Origin of the sequence: Streptomyces sp. NPDC050732 (assembly GCF_040654255.1) — a bacterium.
Classification (GTDB): Bacteria; Actinomycetota; Actinomycetes; order Streptomycetales; family Streptomycetaceae; genus Streptomyces.
Genome location: NZ_JBFAHP010000006.1, coordinates 192,756 through 213,869, shown reverse-complemented (window position 1 = coordinate 213,869; position 21,114 = coordinate 192,756). Strand labels below are relative to the sequence as shown.

The 21,114-nt window shown below is 72.9% G+C and carries 18 protein-coding genes; 13 read left to right on the top strand and 5 right to left on the bottom strand.

All coding sequences use genetic code 11. The features are described from left to right. Window positions 1-8: 8 nt before the first annotated feature. The 3 genes from AB0H82_RS07905 to rhaI all read right to left on the bottom strand — a co-directional run bounded on the left by AB0H82_RS07905 (window position 9) and on the right by rhaI (window position 4,796). Window positions 9-1,499, bottom strand: a complete 1,491-nt coding sequence (locus AB0H82_RS07905) for a rhamnulokinase family protein (RefSeq protein ID WP_362989979.1) — start codon at window positions 1,497-1,499, stop codon at window positions 9-11. Window positions 1,500-1,563: 64 nt separating this feature from the next. Next, entirely contained in the window at window positions 1,564-3,603 is a 2,040-nt protein-coding gene (locus AB0H82_RS07900; RefSeq protein WP_362990076.1) for a bifunctional aldolase/short-chain dehydrogenase, read from the bottom strand. Between the two features lie 5 nt (window positions 3,604-3,608). After that, a complete protein-coding gene (gene rhaI, locus AB0H82_RS07895) occupies window positions 3,609-4,796 on the bottom strand; it encodes an L-rhamnose isomerase (protein WP_362989977.1) in 1,188 nt (395 codons plus the stop codon). A 472-nt stretch (window positions 4,797-5,268) separates the two neighbouring features. Between rhaI and AB0H82_RS07890 the strand changes: the two genes are divergently transcribed. The 4 genes from AB0H82_RS07890 to AB0H82_RS07875 all read left to right on the top strand — a co-directional run bounded on the left by AB0H82_RS07890 (window position 5,269) and on the right by AB0H82_RS07875 (window position 9,468). Continuing rightward, window positions 5,269-6,342, top strand: a complete 1,074-nt coding sequence (locus AB0H82_RS07890) for a LacI family DNA-binding transcriptional regulator (protein WP_362990074.1) — start codon at window positions 5,269-5,271, stop codon at window positions 6,340-6,342. A gap of 102 nt (window positions 6,343-6,444) precedes the next feature. Then, entirely contained in the window at window positions 6,445-7,746 is a 1,302-nt protein-coding gene (locus AB0H82_RS07885; protein ID WP_362989975.1) for an alpha/beta fold hydrolase, read from the top strand. 69 nt (window positions 7,747-7,815) lie between these two features. Further along, the gene (locus AB0H82_RS07880) at window positions 7,816-8,577 is read left to right on the top strand and encodes a PIG-L deacetylase family protein (protein ID WP_362989973.1); all 762 of its coding nucleotides are present in this window, start codon (window positions 7,816-7,818) and stop codon (window positions 8,575-8,577) included. Window positions 8,578-8,634: 57 nt separating this feature from the next. Beyond that, window positions 8,635-9,468: an enoyl-CoA hydratase/isomerase family protein gene (locus AB0H82_RS07875; protein WP_362989971.1), complete on the top strand. Its 834-nt coding sequence runs from the start codon at window positions 8,635-8,637 to the stop codon at window positions 9,466-9,468. On the opposite strand, the gene AB0H82_RS07870 is transcribed toward AB0H82_RS07875, so the two are convergent. Beyond that, window positions 9,395-10,495: an SDR family oxidoreductase gene (locus tag AB0H82_RS07870; protein ID WP_362989969.1), complete on the bottom strand. Its 1,101-nt coding sequence runs from the start codon at window positions 10,493-10,495 to the stop codon at window positions 9,395-9,397. The two genes, AB0H82_RS07875 and AB0H82_RS07870, sit on opposite strands and share 74 nt — an antisense overlap. 226 nt (window positions 10,496-10,721) lie before the next feature. Continuing rightward, window positions 10,722-11,753: an NAD(P)/FAD-dependent oxidoreductase gene (locus tag AB0H82_RS07865; protein ID WP_362990072.1), complete on the bottom strand. Its 1,032-nt coding sequence runs from the start codon at window positions 11,751-11,753 to the stop codon at window positions 10,722-10,724. A 135-nt stretch (window positions 11,754-11,888) separates the two neighbouring features. On the opposite strand from AB0H82_RS07865, the gene AB0H82_RS07860 reads away from it, so the two are divergent. The 9 genes from AB0H82_RS07860 (at window position 11,889) to AB0H82_RS07820 (ending at window position 21,106) form a co-directional block, all read left to right on the top strand. Continuing rightward, window positions 11,889-12,506, top strand: coding sequence for an XRE family transcriptional regulator (locus AB0H82_RS07860; protein WP_362989967.1), 618 nt, complete (start codon window positions 11,889-11,891; stop codon window positions 12,504-12,506). Window positions 12,507-12,592: 86 nt separating this feature from the next. After that, window positions 12,593-13,561, top strand: a complete 969-nt coding sequence (locus AB0H82_RS07855; protein WP_362989965.1) for an NADPH:quinone oxidoreductase family protein — start codon at window positions 12,593-12,595, stop codon at window positions 13,559-13,561. Next, window positions 13,558-14,745 carry an acyl-CoA dehydrogenase family protein gene (locus AB0H82_RS07850; RefSeq protein ID WP_362989963.1) on the top strand — a complete coding sequence of 396 codons (1,188 nt, stop codon included), beginning with the start codon at window positions 13,558-13,560 and terminating at the stop codon, window positions 14,743-14,745. Before AB0H82_RS07855 ends, AB0H82_RS07850 begins: the two co-directional genes overlap by 4 nt. Next, window positions 14,742-15,839 (top strand): acyl-CoA dehydrogenase family protein, encoded by a 1,098-nt coding sequence (locus AB0H82_RS07845; RefSeq protein ID WP_362989961.1) that lies wholly within the window; start codon window positions 14,742-14,744, stop codon window positions 15,837-15,839. The genes AB0H82_RS07850 and AB0H82_RS07845 overlap by 4 nt, the downstream gene beginning before the upstream one ends. Window positions 15,840-15,967: 128 nt before the next feature. Continuing rightward, window positions 15,968-17,572: an ABC transporter substrate-binding protein gene (locus AB0H82_RS07840; RefSeq protein ID WP_362989959.1), complete on the top strand. Its 1,605-nt coding sequence runs from the start codon at window positions 15,968-15,970 to the stop codon at window positions 17,570-17,572. Between the two features lie 77 nt (window positions 17,573-17,649). Continuing rightward, complete coding sequence (locus AB0H82_RS07835; RefSeq protein ID WP_362989957.1) at window positions 17,650-18,615, top strand: ABC transporter permease; 966 nt, start codon at window positions 17,650-17,652, stop codon at window positions 18,613-18,615. Further along, window positions 18,608-19,483: an ABC transporter permease gene (locus AB0H82_RS07830; RefSeq protein ID WP_362989955.1), complete on the top strand. Its 876-nt coding sequence runs from the start codon at window positions 18,608-18,610 to the stop codon at window positions 19,481-19,483. The genes AB0H82_RS07835 and AB0H82_RS07830 overlap by 8 nt, the downstream gene beginning before the upstream one ends. A gap of 44 nt (window positions 19,484-19,527) precedes the next feature. Next, complete coding sequence (locus AB0H82_RS07825; protein WP_362990070.1) at window positions 19,528-20,439, top strand: ABC transporter ATP-binding protein; 912 nt, start codon at window positions 19,528-19,530, stop codon at window positions 20,437-20,439. Continuing rightward, the gene (locus tag AB0H82_RS07820) at window positions 20,432-21,106 is read left to right on the top strand and encodes an ATP-binding cassette domain-containing protein (RefSeq protein ID WP_362989953.1); all 675 of its coding nucleotides are present in this window, start codon (window positions 20,432-20,434) and stop codon (window positions 21,104-21,106) included. Before AB0H82_RS07825 ends, AB0H82_RS07820 begins: the two co-directional genes overlap by 8 nt. The last annotated feature ends 8 nt before the right edge of the window (window positions 21,107-21,114 follow it).

Here is a 21,114-nt window from a genome sequence, read left to right as displayed (position 1 = left end):
CTAGTCGATCATCGGATGGGCGCAGCGTACGCGGACGCGGACCGCGGGGGTATCCGCAGACGCTCCTCGGCGGCCTGCCACTGTGTGGTGCCGCCGCGCGGTTCGTAGCGCGTCGGTGGCCGGCTGCGGGCGACCAGGGCGCGGGCCTCCGCTCGGTCCGCGAGGACGCCGCGGGCGCGGGCCTGTACCAGGATGTTGCCGAGCGCGGAGGCCTCCGCCGGGCCTGCGAGGAGCGGCAGGCCGCAGGCGTCCGCGGTCAGTTGGCACAGGAGCGCGTTCCGCGCGCCGCCGCCGACGAGGTGGATGACGTCGACCGTGCGCCCTGTCAACTGCTGGGCGTCCGCCAGGGCCCGCCGGTGCGCGAGTGCGAGCGAGTCCAGGACGCAGCGGACCGTCTCGGCGGGGGAGGCGGGCATGGGCTGACCCGAGGCGCGACAGGCCTCCCCCAGCCGTTCCGGCATCCGGCCGGGCGCAAGGAACTCGGGGGAGCCCGCGTCCACGACCGAACGCAGCGGCTCGGCCTCGGCCGCCGCGGCGAGCAGCGCGCCGGGGTCGGTCGTGCGCCAGGCGCGCAGGCACTCCTGCAGCAGCCAGAGCCCCATGATGTTGCGCAGATAGCGGATGGTGCCGTCGATGCCCAGCTCGTTGGTGAAGTTGGCCTTCCGGCTCTCCTCCGTGAGGACGGGCGCGTCCAGTTCGAGCCCGGCGAGCGACCAGGTGCCGGTGCAGAGGTACGCGAAGCGGGTGCCGTCGGTCGCGGGCACGGCGGCCACGGCGGACGCGGTGTCGTGCGAGGCGACGGCCGTCACGGGGACGTCGCCCGCCAGACCGGTCTCCGCCAGGACGTGGGGCAGCAGCAGGCCCGCCGGGTCCCCGGGCCGCCGCAGGGGCGGGAACAGGCCGAGGTCGATGCCGAGGCGGCCGGCGACCTCGTACGACCAGTCGCGGGTGCGCGGGTCGACGAGCTGTGTGGTGGAGGCGTTGGTCAGCTCGGTGCCGAGCCGCCCGGTGAGCCAGTACGCGATCAGGTCCGGGATGAGCAACGCATGGCGTGCCGCCGCCAGTTGGGGTGTGCCGTGGGCGGCCGTGAGTTGGTACAGGGTGTTGAACGGTGCGTACTGCAGCCCCGTCGCCCCGTACAGCTCGGCGGCCGGGACGCGCGCCCACACCCGTTCGGCGATGCCCTCCGTGCGGCGGTCGCGGTAGTGCACCGGGTTGCCGAGGAGGGCGCCGTCGGCGTCCAGCAGGCCGTAGTCGACGGCCCAGCTGTCGATGCCGACGGACGCCACTTGTCCGGCGGCGCGCAGTCCGTCGAGCACGCCTGCGTAGAGCGCGAGGATGTCCCAGTGCAGGGTGGGGCCCGTGCGCACGGGGGTGTTCGGGAAGCGGTGCACCTCCTCCACTTCGAGGCTGCCGGGCCCGACCCGGCCGACCATGACGCGCCCGCTGGACGCGCCCAGGTCGACCGCGGCGAAGCGGGGGAACGGGCTGGGGGTCATGACGGCTCACAGGGTCGGTGGGCGGGGACGGGAGGGAGGGGGAGGGGTCGGGCGAACGGTGGGCTCAGCGCAGGAAGGCCGCCGCCACGCCCGCGTCCACCGGTATGTGCAGACCCGTCGTGTGCGAGAGGTCCCCGCCCGTCAGGACGAACACCGCGTTCGCCACGTGTTCCGGCAGGACCTCGCGCTTGAGGAGGGTCCGCTGCGCGTAGAACGCGCCGAGCTCGTCCTCCGGCACGCCGTACACCGCCGCACGCTGTGCTCCCCAGCCGCCGGCGAAGATGCCCGAACCGCGCACCACACCGTCCGGGTTCACGCCGTTGACCCGGATCCCGTCGGCACCCAACTCCGCTGCCAGCAGCCGGACCTGATGGGCCTGGTCCGCCTTGGTCGCGGAATAGGCGACGTTGTCCGGGCCGGCGAACACCGCGTTCTTGGAAGCGATGTACACGACGTCGCCGCCCATGCCCTGCGCCCGCATCACGCGGGCCGCCTCCCGCGAGACCAGGAAGGAGCCGCGCGCCATCACGGAGTGCTGGACGTCCCAGTCGTCGGCCGTGGTCTCCAGGAGCGGCTTGGACAGGGAGATGCCCGCGTTGTTGACGACGAGGTCCACACCGCCGAAGGCGAGGGCCGCCGCTTCGAACGCCGCGGCGATCTGCGCCTCGCTGGTCACGTCCATGGTGACGGCGAGCGCCGTGTCCCGCCCGCCCAGTTCGTCGGCCACGGCGGTCGCGCTCCGCGCGTCCAGGTCGGCGACGACCACGCAGGCACCTTCGGTGGCGAGTCGGTGCGCGATCGCCCTGCCGATGCCGCTGCCCGCACCCGTCACGAGGGCCACCCGGGTCGCCAGGGGCTTCGGTGCCGGCCTGCGGCGCAGCTTCGCCTCCTCCAGCTCCCAGTACTCGATGCGGAACTTCTCGGACTCCTCGATCGGCGTGTATGAGGAAACGGCCTCCGCGCCCCGCATGACGTTGATCGCGTTGACATAGAACTCGCCCGCCACGCGCGCGGTCTGCTTGTCCTTGCCGAAGCTGAACATGCCGACGCCCGGCACCAGGACGATCGCCGGGTCGGCGCCCCGCATCGCGGGCGAGCCGGGCTCCGCGTGCCGGGCGTAGTACGCGGCGTACTCCGTGCGGTATGCGGCGTGGAGCTCCCGGAGACGGTCGGCCGCCTCGTCCAGGGGCGCTGTCGGCGGCAGGTCGAGGAGCAGCGGCCGGACCTTCGTGCGCAGGAAGTGGTCGGGGCAGGAGGTGCCGAGGGCGGCGAGCCGCGGGTGTTCGGCGCGGGAGAGGAAGTCCAGGACCGGTGCCGTGTCGGTGAAGTGGCCCACCTGTCGGTGGTCCTGGGAGGCCAGGCCCCGGATGACGGGGGCCAGCGCGGCCGCGCGCGCGTGGCGCTCGGCGGTGGGCAACGGACCGTACCCCGCGAGCTCCGCGCCGAACGGGTCCGGCCTGCCGCGCTCGGCGAGGAAGCGCTCCGCGGTGCGGATCATGTGCAGCGAGTTGCGCGCGCACTCCTCGGAGGTGTCCCCCCACGCGGTGATGCCGTGCCCGCCCAGGACGCAGCCGATCGCCTCCGGGCGCTCCGCCCGCACGGCCGCGATGTCCAGGCCCAGCTGGAACCCCGGGCGGCGCCACGGCACCCACGCCACCGTGTCACCGAAGCACTCGGCGGTCAGCTTCTCGCCGTCGGCCGCGCAGGCGAGCGCGATACCGGAGTCGGGGTGCAGGTGGTCGACGTGCGCCGCCTCGACCAGGGCGTGCATCGCCGTGTCGATGGACGGCGCGGCACCGCCCTTGCCGTGCAAGCAGTAGTCGAACGCGGCGACCATCTCGTCCTCGTGCTCGACGCCCGCGTACACCTCCGTGAGGGCGCGCAGCCGGTCCAGCCGCAGCACCGCGAGGCCGGACTCCCGCAGCGTGCCGAGATCGCCGCCGGAGCCCTTGACCCACATGAGGTCGACGGTGTCCCCGGTCACCGGGTCGGGCGCGGTGCCCTTCGCCGACGCGTTCCCCCCGGCGTAATTGGTGTTGCGCGGGTCCGCGCCCAACGTGTGGGCGCGGTCCAGCAGTTCCGTGACGCACGTGTGCCGCTCCATGCCGCTCATGCCCCCCAACCGGCCTGCACGCCACCGACGCGCTCCTTGACGATCTGCTCCTGCCAGCCTGACCGCTCGTAGGCCCCCAGCGGATCAGGGGCGAGCCCCGACTCCTCCCTGACTTCCGCCAGTAAGGGGCGCACGTCGGTGTTGTACGCGTCCATCAGCACGCCGTTCGCCGCGAGCACGTCGCCCGCGCGCTGCGCGGCGGCCAGCGCCTCGGCGTCCACGAGCAGCGCCTTCGCCGTGGCCTCCTGCACGTTCATCACCGAGCGGATGATCGCGGGGATCTTCGCCTCGATGTTGTGGCACTGGTCGAGCATGAACGCGACACCCGGCCCGTCGGGGCTGCTTGCCCCGAACGCGCCGCCGCGCACCACCTCGTACATGATGCGGAAGAGCTGGAAGGGATCGGCCGCGCCGACCATCAGGTCGTCGTCGGCGTAGAAGCGGGAGTTGAAGTCGAAGCCGCCGAGCCTGCCCTCGCGCAGCAGCGTCGCCACGATGAACTCGATGTTGGTGCCCGGCGCGTGGTGGCCGGTGTCGACGACGACCTGCGCCTTGGGGCCCAGCTTGAGGCAGTGCGCGTACGCGGTGCCCCAGTCGGGGACGTCGGTGGCGTAGAAGGCCGGCTCGAACAGCTTGTACTCCAGGAGCATCCGCTGGTCGTCGCCGAGCCGGTCGTAGACCGTGCGCAGCGCCTCCGCCAGGCGTTCCTGCCGGTCGCGCAGGTCGTCCTGGCCGGGGTAGTTGGTGCCGTCGGAGAACCAGAGCTTGAGGTCCTTCGAGCCGGTCGCGTCCATGACGTCGACGCACTCCAGGAGGTGGGCGACAGCCTTGCGCCGGACGGCCGGGTCGGGGTTGGTGACCGAGCCGAGCCGGTAGTCGTCGTCCTGGAAGACGTTGGCGTTGATCGCGCCGAGGCGCAGCCCGCGCTCACGGGCGTACTCGGCGAGCGCGCCGTAGTCGTCGACGCGGTCCCACGGGATGTGCAGGGCGACGGCCGGCGCCACACCGGTGTGCGCGTGCACGCGTGCGGCGTCGTCGAGCTTCTCGCGAGTCGTGCGGGGGACGCCTGGCTGCGCGAAGACCTTGAAGCGCGTGCCGGAGTTGCCGTACCCCCAGGACGGTGTCTCCAAGGCCTGGGTGGTGAGTGCCGCTTTCACGGCGTCCTTGCTGGGTCCGGCGGTCATCGCGCAGCCCTTCCGAAAGATGGTTCCAGCGGGTCAGTCAGCGTGAGTGGGCCCGCCCCGGCGGTGGTGCCCGCGACGGCCGTGCTCAGGGCGATGGTGCCGGTGGTGCCGGTGGTGTCGAGCAGACGTCTGCTGCTGATCACAGCGGGCTCCATGACGACTCGGTGATGAATCGTTTCACGGCGGCGAAGCTAGGCACAGGGGTGACGGCTGTCAAGGGGTCGCACAGGAGGGCGGCGCCGACAACCCGACGAAACATGTGCACGCTTGGGCAAAGAGCTGTGCGCTCGCGGGATTCTCAAGGCCGGTTATTGACGGTGCAGTTGGCGCGGGTCTAGCTTCCCTGTCTACTGGTTGAAACCTTTCATGCCACGTCGACAAGTCCAGGTTCTGAGGCCCCGGCCTTCGAGCCGCGGTGTCTCAGTACGCTGGGCCGCACGGCCGGCGACGGTCGAACAGCAGGATGGAGCACCTGGAACGCATGGTCGGCATCAAAGACGTGGCGAAGCACGCCGGAGTGTCGGTGGGCACCGTGTCGAACGTGATCAACCGCCCGGACATGGTCTCCGAAGAGACCCGGCACCGGGTGCTCGCGGTCATCGACCGGCTCGGCTACGTGCGCAGCGAATCGGCACGCCAACTGCGCGCGGGCCGCAGCCGCATCATGGCGCTGCTCGTCCTCGACATGGGCAACCCCTTCTTCGTGGACGTCGCCCGCGGCGCCGAACGGACCGCTCGTGAGGCGGGACTGCGCGTCATGGTGTGCAACAGCGGACAGAGCCCCTCCGAAGAGGCCGAATACCTCGCGCTCTTCGCCGAGCAGCGCGTGCACGGCGTCCTGCTGACGCCCGCGGACGCGACCGGACGGAACATCGAGGCCTTCCGCAGGCACGGCATTCCGTTCGTCCTCGTCGACCGGGTCGCCGAGGGCGCCACCGAGTGCTCCGTCTCCGTGGACGACGTGCTGGGCGGCGCGCTCGCCGTCCGCCACCTCGTGGACGCGGGGCACCGCGGCATCGCGTACGTGAGCGGCCCGCCCGGACTCAACCAGGTCGAGGACCGCCGCGACGGCGCGCTCCAGGCGCTCGCCGAGGCGGGCCTGGACGCGTCGGCGCTGCGGGAGCTGCCCACCGAACGTCTCGACGTGGCCGCGGGACGCGACGCGGGGGCCCGCATCCTCGGTCTCGCCGAGCGGCCCACCGCCGTCTTCTGCGCCAACGACCTGCTGGCGCTCGGGGTCCTCCAGGCGATGTACGCGGCGGGCGTGCGCGTCCCCGAGGACATCGCGATCGTCGGCTACGACGACATCGAGTTCGCGGCGGCCGCGGTGGTGCCTCTCACCTCGGTGCGCCAGCCCGCCGTCACCATGGGCGCGATGGCGGCGGAACTGCTCCTGGAGGAGACCGGTCGGACGGCGGACAAGAGCGATACGAGCGAGAAGGCGGCGGCGGGGGAGGGCGAGGGGCCCGTCGGCGTGCACGAGCACCGGCGCGTGGTGCTCAGGCCCGAGCTGGTCGTGCGCCGCTCCAGCCTGCCGCCTCGCTGACCGGCCGTGGCCGCGGGTGGCGGCCCCGAGGCCCGCCGACCCGGCCCATGTGCTGGACTGGGCACCGAACACGCGTACCCGCCACGTCGTCCAGGAGCAGCCTTGACCGCCACGTACCGCCAGCCCGGAGTCGTCCTCACCGACCGCCGCTTCAGCGTGCCGCTCGACCACGACGACCCGGCGGGGGAGCGGATCGAGGTCTTCGCGCGCGAAGTGGTGTCGGCGTCCCAGGGCGGCGCGGAGCTGCCCTGGCTGGTGTATCTGACGGGCGGCCCCGGCTTCGGGGCGACCCGCTTCAACGGCAGGGAGTCGTGGCTCGGCCGCGCTCTCGACGACTTCCGCGTCCTCCTCCTCGACCAGCGTGGCACCGGCAGCTCCACGCCCGCCAACCGCCAGACGCTCCCCCTGCGCGGCGGCCCGCGCGAACAGGCGGACTACCTCGCCCACTTCCGCGCCGACTCCATCGTCCGCGACTGCGAGGCGATCCGCGCCGAGGTGACCGGCGGCGCCCCCTGGACGGTCCTCGGCCAGAGCTTCGGCGGCTTCTGCGCCACCCACTACCTGTCGGCGGCGCCCGAGGGCCTGTCCACCGCGCTGATCACCGGCGGCCTGCCGACGCTCGACGGCCACGCCGACGACGTGTACCGCGCCGCCTACCCGCGCATGGAGCGCAAGACCGCCGCGCACTACGCCCGGTACCCGCAGGACGTCGAGCGGGCCCGCCGCATCGCCGCCCACCTCGCCGAGCACGAACCGGTCCTGAACGGCGGCTACAAGCTGACCGTCCAGGCCTTCCAGTCCCTCGGCATCCTGCTCGGCGCCGGCGACGGCAGCCACCGCCTGCACTACCTCCTCGAAGACGCCTTCGTGCGCACACCGGCCGGGTTCGCCCTCTCCGACGCCTTCCAGGAGAACGTCCAGGCCGCCCTCTCGTACGCGGGCAACCCGCTCTTCGCCGTCCTGCACGAGGCGATCTACGGCCAGGGCGAGCGGCCCACCGCCTGGTCGGCCGAGCGGACGCGCACCGAGTTCCCGCAGTTCGACGCGGAGAAGGCGCTGGCGGGCGACGCGCCGCTGCTGTTCACCGGGGAGGCTGTGCAGCGCTGGATGTTCGACACCGACCCCGCGCTGCGCCCGCTGCGCGAGACCGCCGACCTGCTCGCCGAGCGCACCGGCTGGCCGCGCCTGTACGACACGGAACGCCTCGCCGCGAACGAGGTACCGGTGGCGGCGGTGATCTACCACGACGACATGTACGTCGACACGGAGCACTCCCTGCGCACCGCCCGCGCCATCCGGGGCCTGCGCACCTGGGTCACCGACGAGTTCGAGCACGACGGGCTGCGGGTGAGCGGCCCGCGCGTGCTCGACCGGCTGCTCGCGCTGACGCGCGGCGAGGCCTGAACCCCGGCCGGACCGGTCCTGCCACCGACGCCCAATGCGTTGTCAGACCCCGGGGCTACGCTGACAATCATGACCGAGCCACAGCATGCAGCCGCCCTCGCCGACCAGCTCACTCCCATGCCCGAGGACTGGCGGCGCGCGCTCGCCGTCGTCGCCCACCCGGACGACCTGGAGTACGGGTGCGCGGCGGCGATCGCCGGCTGGACGGACGGCGGCCGCGAGGTCACGTACCTTCTGGCGACCCGCGGCGAGGCCGGCATCGACACGCTCGCCCCGGCCACCTGCGGCCCGCTCCGTGAGCGGGAGCAGCGGGCGAGCGCGGCCGTGGTCGGCGTGGACGCCGTGGAGTTCCTCGACCACAAGGACGGCGTCGTCGAGTACGGCATCGCGCTGCGCCGCGACATCGCCGCCGCGATCCGCAGGCACCGCCCCGAGCTGGTCATCACGCTCAACCACCGCGACACGTGGGGCGGCGTCGCCTGGAACACGCCGGACCACGTGGCGGTCGGCCGCGCCACCCTGGACGCCGCGGCGGACGCGGGCAACCGCTGGATCTTCCCGGAACTGATCGAGGAGCAGGGCCTGGAGCCCTGGGACGGCGTGCGGTGGGTCGCCGTCGCCGGCTCGTCGACACCCACGCACGCGGCGGACGCGACGGCGGGCCTCGACCGGTCGGTGGCCTCGCTCCTCGAACACCGCACCTACATCGAGGCGTTGACCGACGAGGACCCGGAGAAGTACTGCCGTACGTTCCTCACGGGCAACGCCCAGGCGCTGGCGCCGCGCTTCGGTGGAAGACCGGCGGTGGGGTTCGAGGTCTTCAGTCGGTGAGCCCACACCCTTAGCCTGACGGGCCATCAGGAAGAAGGCGGGCCAATAGGGGCGCGGATGATCGACACCATCGGCACGGACATCCCACGGGGCGAGGAGCGGCTGCGCCTCGACGTCGAGGACGGGCTCGGCATCCTCACCCTCTGCCGCCCCCGCAAGCTCAACGCGTGGAGCTGGGAGTCCACGCGCCAACTGGGCCTGTTCGCCGACCGCATCCGGTTCGACGACTCCATCCGGGCGGTGCTGCTGCGCGCCGAGGGCCGGGCCTTCTGCGCCGGCATCGACACCACGGCGCCGGGCGGCGCGATCACCGGCCGCTCCGGCGCGGAGCGCGTCCGCAACTACTACGAGGCGATGCGCTGGGTCCACGAGCGCTTCCGCGTCTTCGCGGAGCTGCCGCAGCCGGTCGTCGCGGCCGTCCAGGGGTACTGTCTCGGCTTCGGCTTCGAACTGGCGCTGATGGCGGACGTGCGGGTCGCGGCGGACGACGCGGTGTTCGCGCTGCCCGAGGCGCGACTCGGCGTCGCGGTGGACGCGGGCGGCGACCTGCGCATCGCCCGCGAGGCGGGTGCCGGCTGGGCGAAGCTGCTCGCACTCACCGGACGCCGGATCGACGCGGCCACCGCCGAGCGGCTCCGGCTGCTCCAACAGGTCGTACCGGTGGATGAGTTGGCGGGCACCGCCCATGCGCTGGCGGCCGAGATCGCCGCGAACGCGCCGCTCGCCGTCCAGGGCATCAAGCGCGGTATCGACGCGTACGCCGACGCGGGGATGGCGGGGGCGCTCGACCGCGTCGCGATGAACGCGGCGATCACGCTCACATCGGAGGACTCGCGCGAGGGGTACGGCGCGAAGGCGGCCAAGCGGGTGGCGTCGTTCGAGGGGAAGTAGGGGAAGTAGGGGGTGTGCGGGATGCAGGGGGCGTAGGGGAACTGGGGGAGCTGCGGGGAGGACGGGATGCAGGGGGAGTGGGAGGGGTGGGGGAAGCGGGGAGGCCCAGTTGTTCCCGCACCGTCACCATCGGTGGGCTCACCAGCGCCCTGCGCTGCCAGTTCGCGCCGTCGACCACCAGCGTGTGGCCCGTGATGAAGCGGGCGTACGGGGAGGCGAGGAAGGTGGCCGCCCAGCCCAGTTCGCGGGGCAGGCCGACGCGGAGGGCGGGCTGGCGGACGGCCTTGTCCCGGGCCCGGTCGAGGTTGCCGCGGATGTCGTCGGTCATGTCGTCGTGCGGCATCAGGCCCGGCACCAGACCGTTGACCTGGATGCCGTACGGACCCCACTCCACGGCCAGGGTCTCCACCAGGCTCTTCACCCCTGCCTTGGCCGCCGCGCTGTGGGCGAAGCCGGGGCCGCCCGTCCAGGCGTACGACGCCCCCACGTCGATGACCGAACCGGGAGTGCCCGCGGCCAGGTGGCGGCGGCCGAACTCGCGCGTCATCAGGAAGGTGCCGGTGAGCGTGATGTCGATGACCGAGCGCCAGGCGTTCGGTGACATGTCTTCCGCGGGAACGGGGAAGTTGGCGGCGGCGTTGTTCACCAGGACGTCGGGCAGGCCGTACGCCTCCTGCGCCGCGTCGAAGACGTCCGCGACGCGCTCGGCGTCCCGGATGTCGCACACCGCGGGCGTCACGCGGCCGCCCAGCGCCGCGAGTTCGTCCCTTGCCGCCTTGAGCCGGTCCTCCTTGCGGCTCGCGATCACCAGGTCGGCGCCGAGCCGTGCGAACTCGGCGGCGATGGCCTTGCCGAGGCCCGTTCCGCCGCCGGTGACGAGGACGACGGTTCCGGCGTAGGTGCCGGGCGGCAGGGCGGTCGCCCCTGTCGGGGGAGGCGGGGGGAGCCCGGGCAGCGCGCCGCCCGGCCCGGCCTCGCCGCCGTCCTTCTCTTGGCTCGCCCTGTTGTTCCCGCCGTGGTTCGTCATGCGCGCATCGATACCTCGTACCGGGTGAAACCTCCATGCCTCGCGTCTGGCTCCGTGCACCGGTGGCGGCCGCACGACTCCACCCTTGGCGGGCCCTGGGGGGAGGCGGTGCCGTCGTCGACGCCCTGCGGCGCGCCAGCCGCGGCCCTGCTGCGCGCGGATGCCTGTTCTCTGCGGGTGCGCTGTGGCGGGTCGCGCAGTTCCCCGCGCCCCTGGTGGGGCTCCCTCAGTTCGCCATGCCGGGGGCGTGCTCGCGCGTCGTTACCCGTGCTACCGCCGCCTCCGTCTCCGGGGTGAAGACCCCCGCCCTGCGGCGGGAGACCGTCGCGTCGATGTCCGTCATGACCAGCTCGGCGTTGATCGTCACGCCGGCGCGGTAGCCGGCGCTCGCTGCGTTGATCACCTGTTCCATCGGGGCCGCGGCGTTGCCGACCGCCCAGACGCCCGGGACCGTGGTGCGGAAGGTCTCGTCCACGGCCGGGTACGGGCCGAACGGGGTCTCCCTGAACTCCGCGCCGAGTGCGCTCAGGAGGCCCTCCCTGGGCACCGGCTTCGCCGCGACGAAGAGCACCGAGCGCGGGAACACCCGGCCGTCGGCGAGCCGCACGCCCGCCAGCCGGTCGTCCTCGACCTCCAGGCCCGCGACCTCGCCCTCCACGACCCGGACGCCGGCGGCCGCGAGCCGCTCCCACTCCGCGTCCGGCAGGTCCCGCACGGTGTGCAGGAACAGCGTCACGTCCTTGGACCACTGGGTGACGAGCAGCGCCTGGTGGCTGTTGAAGGGGTCCCCGGCGAGCACGCCGAAGGGCTGGTCCCGCACCTCCCAGCCGTGGCAGTACGGGCAGTGCAGCACGTCGCGGCCCCAGCGCTCGGCCACGCCCGGCACGGCGGGCAGTTCGTCCACGAGGCCCGTCGCCATGACGACCCGGCGCGCGTGCACCGTCCCGCCACCGTCCGCCAGCGCGACGTCGAACTCGCCGGCGCCGTCCGGCGTCACGGCGGACACGCGGCCCCGCAAGACCTCCACCCCGTAGCGCTCCAGCTCCCGTCGCCCCTCGGCGAGGAACTCGGCGGGCGGCATGCCGTCCCGCGACAGGTAGCCCTGCATGTGCGCGGCGGGCGCGTTGCGCGGCTCGCCCGCGTCGACCACGAGGACCCGCCGGCGGGACCGGCCGAGCACGAGCGCCGCGCTCAGCCCCGCCGTGCCGCCGCCGACGACCACCACGTCGTAGCTCTGGTTCCGCATCGCGCTCGGCATCGCGCTCGGCATGGCGTTCCGCCTCTCGTCCGTCTTGTCGGTCACGGTGACCACCTCCACTGAAACCATCGCCCGTGCAGTGCGATATCGACAAGCCTCTTTGCTGGTTCCGCAAAGGGAGGCATGATGATCCTCATGAGCGAAGAGGAAGAGACAGTGGAGTCCGAAGCCGTGGACCAGGTCCTCACCGAGGTCGGCCCCCGGCTGCGCCGCATCCGCAAGGAGCGCGGCGCCACCCTCGCGGGTCTGTCCGCCGCCACCGGCATCTCGGTCAGCACCCTGTCCCGCCTGGAGTCCGGCCACCGCAAGCCCAGCCTCGAACTGCTGCTGCCGATCGCCCGTGCCCATCAGGTCCCCCTGGACGAGCTGGTCGGCGCACCGCCCGTGGGCGACCCGCGCGTGCGGGCCAAGCCGATCGTCCGGCACGGCCGCACCATGCTGCCGCTGACCCGGCAGCCCGGCGGCCTCCAGGCCTACAAGGTGGTCGAGCCCGCCCGTACCGCGCCCGCCCCGGACCCGCAGACCCACGAGGGGTACGAGTGGCTGTACGTGCTGTCGGGGAAGCTGCGCCTGATCCTCGGTGACCACGACGTGGTGCTCGGTCCGGGGGAGGCCGCCGAATTCGACACCCGGGTTCCGCACTGGTTCGGGGCCACGAGCGAAGGGGGCGCCGAGTTCATCAGCCTCTTCGGGCCGCAGGGGGAGCGCATGCACGTACGGGCCAGGCCCACCCGTAAAGGCGACGCGGACTGAGAGTGCTTCGGGCTGTTCCCATCGGGGCAAGCGACCGCTTAGTATGCGGACGAGCACGGTCTACGACAGCCCCGTGGAGGCCCCGCATGCAGGCATGGCAAGTGCACGAGAACGGCGAGCCGGGCGAGGTGATGCGCCTCGCCGAGGCGGACCGCCCGCCGCTCGACGAGGGGCAGGTGCTGCTGAAGGTCCGCGCCGCGAACATCAACTTCCCGGACGCGCTGCTCTGCCGGGGCCACTACCAGGTCAGGCCCGCGATGCCGTTCACGCCGGGCATGGAGATCTGCGGCGAGACCGAGGACGGCCGGCGTGTGATCGCCAACTCCGTTCTGCCGTACGGCGGTTTCGCCGAGTACGCCGTCGCGGACGCGGCCGCCCTGCTGTCCGCCCCGGACGCGCTGGACGACGCGGAGGCCGCCGCGCTCCACATCGGCTACCAGACCGGCTGGTTCGCCCTGCACCGCCGCGCGCACCTCCAGGCGGGCGAGACCCTCCTGGTGCACGCGGCGGCGGGCGGCGTCGGCAGCGCCGCGGTGCAGCTCGGCAAGGCCGCGGGCGCCAGGGTCATCGGAGTCGTCGGCGGCGAGGACAAGGCGGAGGTCGCGCGGGAGCTCGGCTGCGACCTCGTCCTCGACCGGCGTGCGGACGACGTGATCGGTGCCGTCAAGGAGGCCACCGGCGGCCGCGGCGCCGACGTGATCTACGACCCCGTGGGCGGCGACGCCTACGCCAAGTCGGCGAAGTGCGTGGCCTTCGAGGGCCGCATCGTCGTCATCGGCTTCGCCAGCGGCTCCATCCCGACGCCCGCGCTCAACCACGCCCTCGTGAAGAACTACTCGATCGTGGGCCTGCACTGGGGCCTGTACAAGACGAAGGACCCGGGCCTGATCCAGCGCTGCCACGAGGAGCTGTCCGAGCTCGCGGCCAAGGGCGCCATCAAGCCGCTGGTGAGTGAGCGGGTGCCGATGGCCGACGCCGCGTCCGCCGTGCAGCGCGTCGCCGACGGCGTCACGACCGGCCGGGTCGTCGTCCTGCCGCACGGAGGTGCCGCATGACCGACGCCGCCGAACTGCGCACCCGTACGCAGGAATTGCTCACCGCACACCCGCCCGCCACGACGGAACGCGCCGACTTCCTCAAGGCTCGCTTCGACGCCGGCCTCGCTTGGGTGCACTATCCCGAGGGCCTCGGCGGGCTCGGCGCGCCCCGCTCCCTGCAAGCCGTCGTGGACGCCGAGCTGGAGGCCGCGGGCGCGCCCGACAACGAGCCGCGCCGCATCGGCATCGGCCTCGGCATGGCCGCGCCGACCGTGCTCGGCTTCGGCACCGAGGAGCAGAAGCGCCGCTTCCTGCGCCCGCTGTGGACCGGCGAGGAGGTGTGGTGCCAGCTCTTCAGCGAGCCGGGCGCCGGCTCCGACCTCGCCGCGCTCGGCACGCGCGCCGTCCGCGACGAGGCGACCGGCGACTGGGTGGTCAACGGCCAGAAGGTGTGGACGTCCAGCGCCCACACCGCCCGCTGGGCCATCCTGATCGCCCGCACCGACCCGGACGTGCCCAAGCACCGGGGCATCACGTACTTCGTGTGCGACATGACCGACCCCGGCGTCGAGGTGCGGCCGCTGCGCCAGATCACCGGCGAGGCCGAGTTCAACGAGGTGTTCCTCACCGACGTGCGCATCCCGGACGCGCACCGCCTCGGCCCGGTCGGCGACGGCTGGAAGGTCGCCCAGACCACGCTCATGAACGAGCGCGTCTCCATCGGCGGCATGCGCATCCCGCGCGAGGGCGGCATGATCGGCCCGGTCGCCAAGGCCTGGCGCGAGCGCCCCGAACTGCGCACGCACGACCTCCACCAGCGCCTGCTCAAGCTCTGGGTGGACGCGGAGGTGGCCAGGATCACCGGGGAGCGGCTGCGCCAGCAGCTCGTCGCGGGACAGCCGGGACCCGAGGGCTCCGGCATGAAGCTCGGCTTCGCCCGCCTCAACCAGGAGATCAGCGGCCTGGAGGTCGAACTCCTCGGCGAGGAGGGGCTGCTGTACGAGGACTGGACGATGCGCCGGCCCGAGATCGTCGACTTCACCGGCCGCGACGCGGGCTACCGCTATCTGCGCTCCAAGGGCAACAGCATCGAGGGCGGGACCAGCGAGGTCCTGCTGAACATCGTCGCCGAGCGCGTCCTCGGCCTGCCCGCCGAGCCGCGCACCGACAAGGACGTCGCCTGGAAGGACCTCGCGCGATGAGCGACCTGCTGTACTCCGAAGAGGAAGAGGCGCTGCGCTCCGCCGTGCGGGCCCTGCTCGCCGACCGGTGCGACGCCGCGACCGTCATCGCCCGCGCCGAGAGCGACGAACCGCTCGACCGAGAGCTGTGGAAGGCGCTCACCGACGGCATGGGCCTGGCCGGGCTCCTCATCCCCGAGGATCTCGGCGGCCAGGGCGCCACACACCGCGAAGCGGCCGTCGTGCTGGAGGAGCTGGGCCGCTCGGTGGCGCCCGTGCCCTACCTCACCAGCGCCGTCGTCGCCACGGAGACGCTGCTCGGCTGCGCCGGGAGTGAGGCCACCGAGCTGCTCGGTGCGCTCGCCGCGGGGCGCACGGTGGGCGCGCTCGCCGTGGGTCTCGCCGTCGCTCCCGGCTCCCCCGTCAAGGGCGTACGCCATGAGGAGGGCGCCCTGCACGGGCAGCTGACCGGCATCGCGGACGCGGTCGGCGCCGATGTGCTGCTCGTCCCCGCCGACGGCGGGCTCTACGCGGTCCACACGGCGCAGGACGGCGTCACCGTCACCCCGCGGACCTCCCTCGACCTCACCCGGCCGCTCGCCACGGTCACCTTCGACGGGGCACGCGCGCGTGAGCTGTCCCGGGACGCGGACGCGGAAGCGGCCGTACGGCGAGGCCTGCGGGCCGGGGCCGCCCTGCTCGCCTCGGAACAGCTGGGCATCGCCGAATGGTGCCTGACGGAGACGGTCCGTCACACGAAGGAGCGGCACCAGTTCAACCGCCCTGTCGGCTCCTTCCAGGCGCTCAAGCACCGGCTCGCCCAGCTGTGGACCGAGGTCGTCAACACCCGCGCCGCCGCCCGCAACGCCGCCGACGCCCTCGCCACGGGCAGCGCCGACGCGGACGTGGCGGCCGCCCTCGCCCACGCCTACGCCGCCCCCGTGGCGGTGCGCGCCGCCGAGGAGGCGCTCCAGCTGCACGGCGGCATCGGCATGACGTGGGAGCACCCCGTCCACCTCTACCTGAAGCGCGCCAAGGCGGACGCGACCGCCTACGGCACGGCGGGACGGCACCGCGAGGCACTCGCCGCCCTGGTCGACCTCCAGGCCCCCTGACCCGCCGACCTCATTTTGATGCAGCCCGCACCTACCAGGTGCGGGCTGCGCGTTTTACGCACCTATTACGTGGTGCATAATTGCGAGCTGTTCGCAATAACAGCTGATCTTCAGTAGGGGTGTGGAGCATGAGGGCCCGATCGATACGGGGCGCAGGCGCGGTGGCGACGGCGGCCGTGACAGCGGTCGTCGCCTCCGCCTGCTCGGCGCCGGGCGACGGCGGCGGCGCGGGCGGCGCGAAGAACGCCGGGAACACAGCGGTCGTCGGCATCGCGTACGAGCCCGAGACCCTCAGCCCACTCCTCGGCTACGGCAAGGACGGCAACTCGAAGATCTTCGACGGGCTGCTCACACACGACGCCGACATGAAGCTGAAGCCCGCCCTCGCGGCCGAGCTGCCCAAGGTCACCGACGACGGCAAGACCTACACGTACAAGCTCCGCAAGGGCGTCAAGTTCAGCGACGGGAAGCCGTTCTCGGCCAAGGACGTCGTCTTCACGTACGAGACGATCCTCGACAAGAAGACGAACAACGCGTCCAAGACCGAGCTGGACGCCGTCAAGAGCGTCGAGGCGAAGGGCGCGGACACCGTCGTCTTCCACCTCAAGTACCCCTACGCGCCGTTCGCCGAGCGGACCGTCCTGCCCATCGCGCCCGAGCACATCGCGGCCAAGCAGGACGTGAACACCGGCGCCTTCACCACCAAGCCGGTCGGCACGGGCCCGTACGAGCTGGTCAAGTGGTCCAAGGGCGAGAAGCTGACTTTCAAGGCCAACCCCGACTACTGGGGCGGCGCGCCGAAGGTCAAGAACTTCACCATGGCGATCATCAAGGACGACGACATCCGCGCCACCCGGCTCGACGCCGGTGAGCTCGACGGCGCGATCCTGCCGCCCAACCTCGCGAAGAAGTACAAGAGCGACAGCAACAAGAACACCTACGCCGCCAAGACCTTCGACTACCGCGTCGTGACCCTGCCCACCGGCAACAAGGTCGCCGGCGACACCGCCGTCCGCCGCGCCCTCGACGTCGGCGTGAACCGCAAGGCCATGGTCGACTCGATCCTGTACGGCGAGGGCAAGGAGGCCTACGGGCCCGTCCCGACGGACAGCCCCTGGTTCACCAAGGGCACCGAGCGCAAGTTCGACGCCGCCAAGGCGAAGAAGATCCTCGACGACGCCGGGTGGAAGCCGGGCAAGGACGGCATCCGTGAGAAGGACGGCGTCCAGGCGAAGTTCCCGCTCTGGTACCTCTCCGGCGACAAGCTCCGCCAGGACCACGCCCTCGCCTACGCCTCCGACGCCAAGAAGCTCGGCATCAAGGTCGAGGTGCAGTCCGGCACGTGGGAGGTCATCGAGCCCCGCATGCCCAAGGACGCGGTCCTCGCCGGCGGCGGCTCCCCGGCCGACCCGGACTTCGACCAGTACACGCTCCTGAAGTCCTCCCTCGCGGGCGACGGCTTCAACAACATGGCGCACTACGACAACCCCAAGGTCGACAAGGCCCTGGAGGACGCCCGCAAGAGCGGCGACCACGCCGAGCGCCAGGCCGCGTACGACACCATCCAGCGCGAGCTGGTGAAGGACCCGGGCTACACCTTCCTCACCCACATCGACCACCTCTACGTGGTCGACAAGAAGTTCGGCGACCTCACCACCCAGGTCGAGCCGCACGACCACGGCCTGGCCTCCGGTCCCTGGTGGAACGTCGAGGACTGGCAGCCGAAGAAGTGACGCCGGCAATATCCGAGGCACCGGCTCCGGCTCCGGCTTCAGGGAAGGCGGCGCGGCGTCGCCTTCCCTGGGGGCCCATGGCACGCCTCGCGGCGCGGCGGCTGCTGTTCGCCGTCCCCGTGCTGCTCGTCGTCACCTTCGGCGTCTTCGCCATCGCCGCCGCCTCGCCCTTCGACCCCGTCAAGGCGTACGCGGGCACGGCCGGGCTCACCGCATCGCAGGAGAACCTCGACCAGCTGCGCGCCAACCTCGGCGTCGACAAGCCGCTGGCCGCCCGCTGGTGGGACTGGCTGACCTCGGCGCTCACCGGTGACCTCGGCGACTCCAGCACGCTGCGGCAGCCCGTCGCGGACGCCATCGGCGAACGCATCGGCTGGTCCGTGCTGCTCGCCGCCACCGCGTTCCTCGTCGCCATCCTGCTCGGCACCGCCCTCGGCGTCCTCGCCGCCCGCCGCCCCGGCGGCTGGGTCGACCGCGCCGTGACCTCCCTCGCGTACACCCTCGAAGCTGCGCCGCCGTTCTGGCTCGGCCTGCTCGCCGTCTGGCTGTTCGCCCTGAAACTGGGCGTGCTGCCCTCGGGCGGCCTGACCGACACGGCCAGCTCGACCGTGACCGCGGGACAGGTCGCGAGCCACCTGGTGCTGCCCGCGGGCGTCCTCGCGGTCTCACAGCTTCCCTGGTTCGTCCTTTACGTGCGCCAAGGCGTCGGCGACGCGCTCGGCGACGACCCCGTGCGCGGGGCACGCGCGCGTGGCCTCGCCGAACGGACCGTCCTGCTCGGCCACGCGCTGCGCTCCGGCATGCTGCCCGTGCTCACGCTCATCGGCTCCCGCGTACCCGAACTGATCACCGGGGCGCTCCTGGTGGAGACCGTCTTCAGCTGGCCCGGCATCGCCGCGGCCACCGTGCAGGCGGCCACCTCCGTGGACTTCCCGCTGCTCGCCGCCCTGACCGCGCTCGCCACCGCCGCGGTCCTCCTGGGCAACCTCGTGGCCGACCTCCTGTACGGCCTCGCCGACCCGAGGGTGGGATTCGATGGCTGACCTGACCGACGTCGTATGGCGCGCCAAGGGCGGCGTGCGCCGCTCCACGCGCGCGTGGCGGGTGCGCACCTCCGCGGTGATCGTCGCCGCGGTCGTCCTCGCCGTCCTCGTCGTACCACCGCTCGTGAACCTCGACGAGCAGGCCGTCGACCTCGCCGCCAAGCTGCGGCCGCCGTCGCTCGCGCACCCCTTCGGCACCGACGACGTCGGCCGCGACCTGCTGCTGCGCTGCGTCTACGGCCTGCGGGTCTCGCTCCTGGTGGGCGTCGTCGCGGCGGTCGTCGCCACCGTCATCGGCACGGCGGTCGGCGCCCTCGCGGCCGCCTCCGGAGGCTGGGTCGACCGGATCGTGATGCGGCTCGTGGACGTCTTCTCGTCCGTGCCGCACCTGCTGCTCGGCATCTTCATCGTCGCGATGTTCCGGCCCGGCGTCTGGCCGGTCGTCGTCTCCGTGGCGCTCACCCACTGGCTGTCCACCGCCCGCATCGTGCGCGCCGAGGTCCTTTCGCTGCGCTCGCGGCCCTACGTCGACGCGGCGATCTCCGGCGGCGCCTCACGGCTGCGCGTCGCGGTGCGCCACCTGCTGCCCGGCGTCCTGCCGCAGGCCGGACTCGCCGCCGTCCTGATGGTGCCGCACGCCATCTGGCACGAGTCCGCGCTGTCCTTCCTCGGCCTCGGCCTCCCCTCCCACCAGGCGAGCCTCGGCACGCTCGTGCAGAGCGCGCGCGGTTCGCTCCTGGCGGGCGACTGGTGGCCGACCCTCTTCCCCGGCCTGTTCATCATCGTGCCCACCCTGGCGATCGCGGGCCTCGCGGGCGCCTGGCGGGAACGGATCAACCCCCGGCGCCGATCGGAGCTCATGCTGTGAAGGACCCCGTCCTCTCCGTACAGGGTCTCTCCGTACGGTTCCGCATGCGCGGCGGCAGCCACGTCTCCGCCGTCACCGACGCCACCTTCGACCTCGCGGCGGGGGAGTGCCTCGCCCTGGTCGGCGAGAGCGGCTGCGGCAAGTCCGTGCTCGCCTCCGCGCTGCTGGGCCTGCTCCCCGAGAACGCCGAGACCGCGGGGTCCGCGCTGATCGGCGGCCTGGATCTCCTCACCGCCGACGAGCGCACGCTGGCCCGTACCGTGCGGGGGCGGCGCGTCGGCCTCGTACCGCAGAGCCCCGCCGCCCATCTGACGCCGGTCCGTACCGTGCGCTCCCAGCTGGAGGAGACCCTGCGCGAGCTCGCCGGGGTGCGCAAGCCGCAGCTGCGGGCCGCCGCCGAAGCGGCCGCCCAGCGCGCCGCGTTCCCCTCAGGACACCTCGACCGTTATCCCCACGAGCTGTCCGGCGGCCTCGCCCAGCGCGCCGCCACCGCGCTCGCCCTCATCGGCGACGCGCCGCTGCTGCTCGCCGACGAGCCCACGACCGGCCTCGACCGTGACCTCGTGGACCGCACCGTCGACGAACTGCGCCGGCACGTCGGCGACGACCGCGCGCTGCTCCTGATCACCCACGACCTGGCCGCCGCCGAACGGATCGCCGACCGGGTCGCCGTGATGTACGCCAGCCGTGTCGTCGAAATCGCCGACGCCACCGACTTCTTCGGCACGCCGGGGCCCCGGCACCCCTACGCCCGCGGGCTCCTGAACGCCCTGCCGGAGCGCGCCTTCACCCCCGTCCCCGGCATGCCGCCCGAACTGACCGCGCTCCCCGCGGGGTGCGCGTTCGCGGCCCGCTGCGACCGGGCCGACGAGGCGTGCGGCGCGCTGCCGGCGCTCACGGACGGGGCGGCCTGCCACCATCCCCACGCGGACGTGCTGGAGGCTCCCCGTGCTTGAACTGCGCGCCATCACCGCCGGCTACGACCGGCGCGCCCCCGTCGTCCGGGGCGTCGACCTCACCATCGCCCCCGGCGAATCCGTGGGTCTGCTCGGCCCCAGCGGCTGCGGCAAGTCCACCCTCGCGCGGGTCGCCGCACTGCTGCACCGCCCCGACGCCGGCCAGGTCGTCATCGACGGCGAGCCGGCCCGCGGCTGGCGCCACCGCGCCCCCCGTGAGCAGCGCACGGCCTTCGGCGTCGTCTTCCAGCAGCCGCGGCTCTCCGCCGACCCCCGACTCGCCCTGGCCGACCTGATCGCGGAACCACTGCGGGCGGTGGGCCGCGGCTCCGAGGCGGCCGCCGAGGTCCCGGAGCTCGCGGCCCGCGTCGGCCTGGGCAAGGACCTGCTGGGCCGCCGCCCGCACGAGGTCAGCGACGGCCAGCTGCAACGGGCCTGCCTGGCGCGCGCGTTGATCCTGCGCCCTCGCCATCTGATCTGCGACGAGATGACGGCGATGCTCGACGCCTCGACGACGGCGGCCCTGGTCCACGTCGTGGAGGAGTACCGCGCCGAACGCGGCGCCGGACTGCTGGCCGTCGGCCACGACCGCGTCCTCCTGGAACGCTGGTGCGACCGCACCACGCACTGGGACGAACTGGCGGACAGGGCGCCTGCCGCACGGTAGGAGGCCCG

Excerpts from the sequence above, each read along its gene's own strand:
- AB0H82_RS07905 (WP_362989979.1), bottom strand. The coding sequence starts at position 1,499 with ATGACCCCCAGCCCGTTCCCCCGCTTCGCCGCGGTCGACCTGGGCGCG.
- AB0H82_RS07900 (WP_362990076.1), bottom strand. The coding sequence starts at position 3,603 with ATGGAGCGGCACACGTGCGTCACGGAACTGCTGGACCGCGCCCACACG.
- rhaI (WP_362989977.1), bottom strand. The coding sequence starts at position 4,796 with ATGACCGCCGGACCCAGCAAGGACGCCGTGAAAGCGGCACTCACCACC.
- AB0H82_RS07880 (WP_362989973.1), top strand. The coding sequence starts at position 7,816 with ATGACCGAGCCACAGCATGCAGCCGCCCTCGCCGACCAGCTCACTCCC.
- AB0H82_RS07875 (WP_362989971.1), top strand. The coding sequence starts at position 8,635 with ATGATCGACACCATCGGCACGGACATCCCACGGGGCGAGGAGCGGCTG.
- AB0H82_RS07870 (WP_362989969.1), bottom strand. The coding sequence starts at position 10,495 with ATGACGAACCACGGCGGGAACAACAGGGCGAGCCAAGAGAAGGACGGC.
- AB0H82_RS07865 (WP_362990072.1), bottom strand. The coding sequence starts at position 11,753 with ATGCCGAGCGCGATGCGGAACCAGAGCTACGACGTGGTGGTCGTCGGC.
- AB0H82_RS07860 (WP_362989967.1), top strand. The coding sequence starts at position 11,889 with ATGAGCGAAGAGGAAGAGACAGTGGAGTCCGAAGCCGTGGACCAGGTC.
- AB0H82_RS07855 (WP_362989965.1), top strand. The coding sequence starts at position 12,593 with ATGCAGGCATGGCAAGTGCACGAGAACGGCGAGCCGGGCGAGGTGATG.
- AB0H82_RS07850 (WP_362989963.1), top strand. The coding sequence starts at position 13,558 with ATGACCGACGCCGCCGAACTGCGCACCCGTACGCAGGAATTGCTCACC.
- AB0H82_RS07845 (WP_362989961.1), top strand. The coding sequence starts at position 14,742 with ATGAGCGACCTGCTGTACTCCGAAGAGGAAGAGGCGCTGCGCTCCGCC.
- AB0H82_RS07840 (WP_362989959.1), top strand. The coding sequence starts at position 15,968 with ATGAGGGCCCGATCGATACGGGGCGCAGGCGCGGTGGCGACGGCGGCC.
- AB0H82_RS07835 (WP_362989957.1), top strand. The coding sequence starts at position 17,650 with ATGGCACGCCTCGCGGCGCGGCGGCTGCTGTTCGCCGTCCCCGTGCTG.
- AB0H82_RS07830 (WP_362989955.1), top strand. The coding sequence starts at position 18,608 with ATGGCTGACCTGACCGACGTCGTATGGCGCGCCAAGGGCGGCGTGCGC.
- AB0H82_RS07825 (WP_362990070.1), top strand. The coding sequence starts at position 19,528 with ATGCGCGGCGGCAGCCACGTCTCCGCCGTCACCGACGCCACCTTCGAC.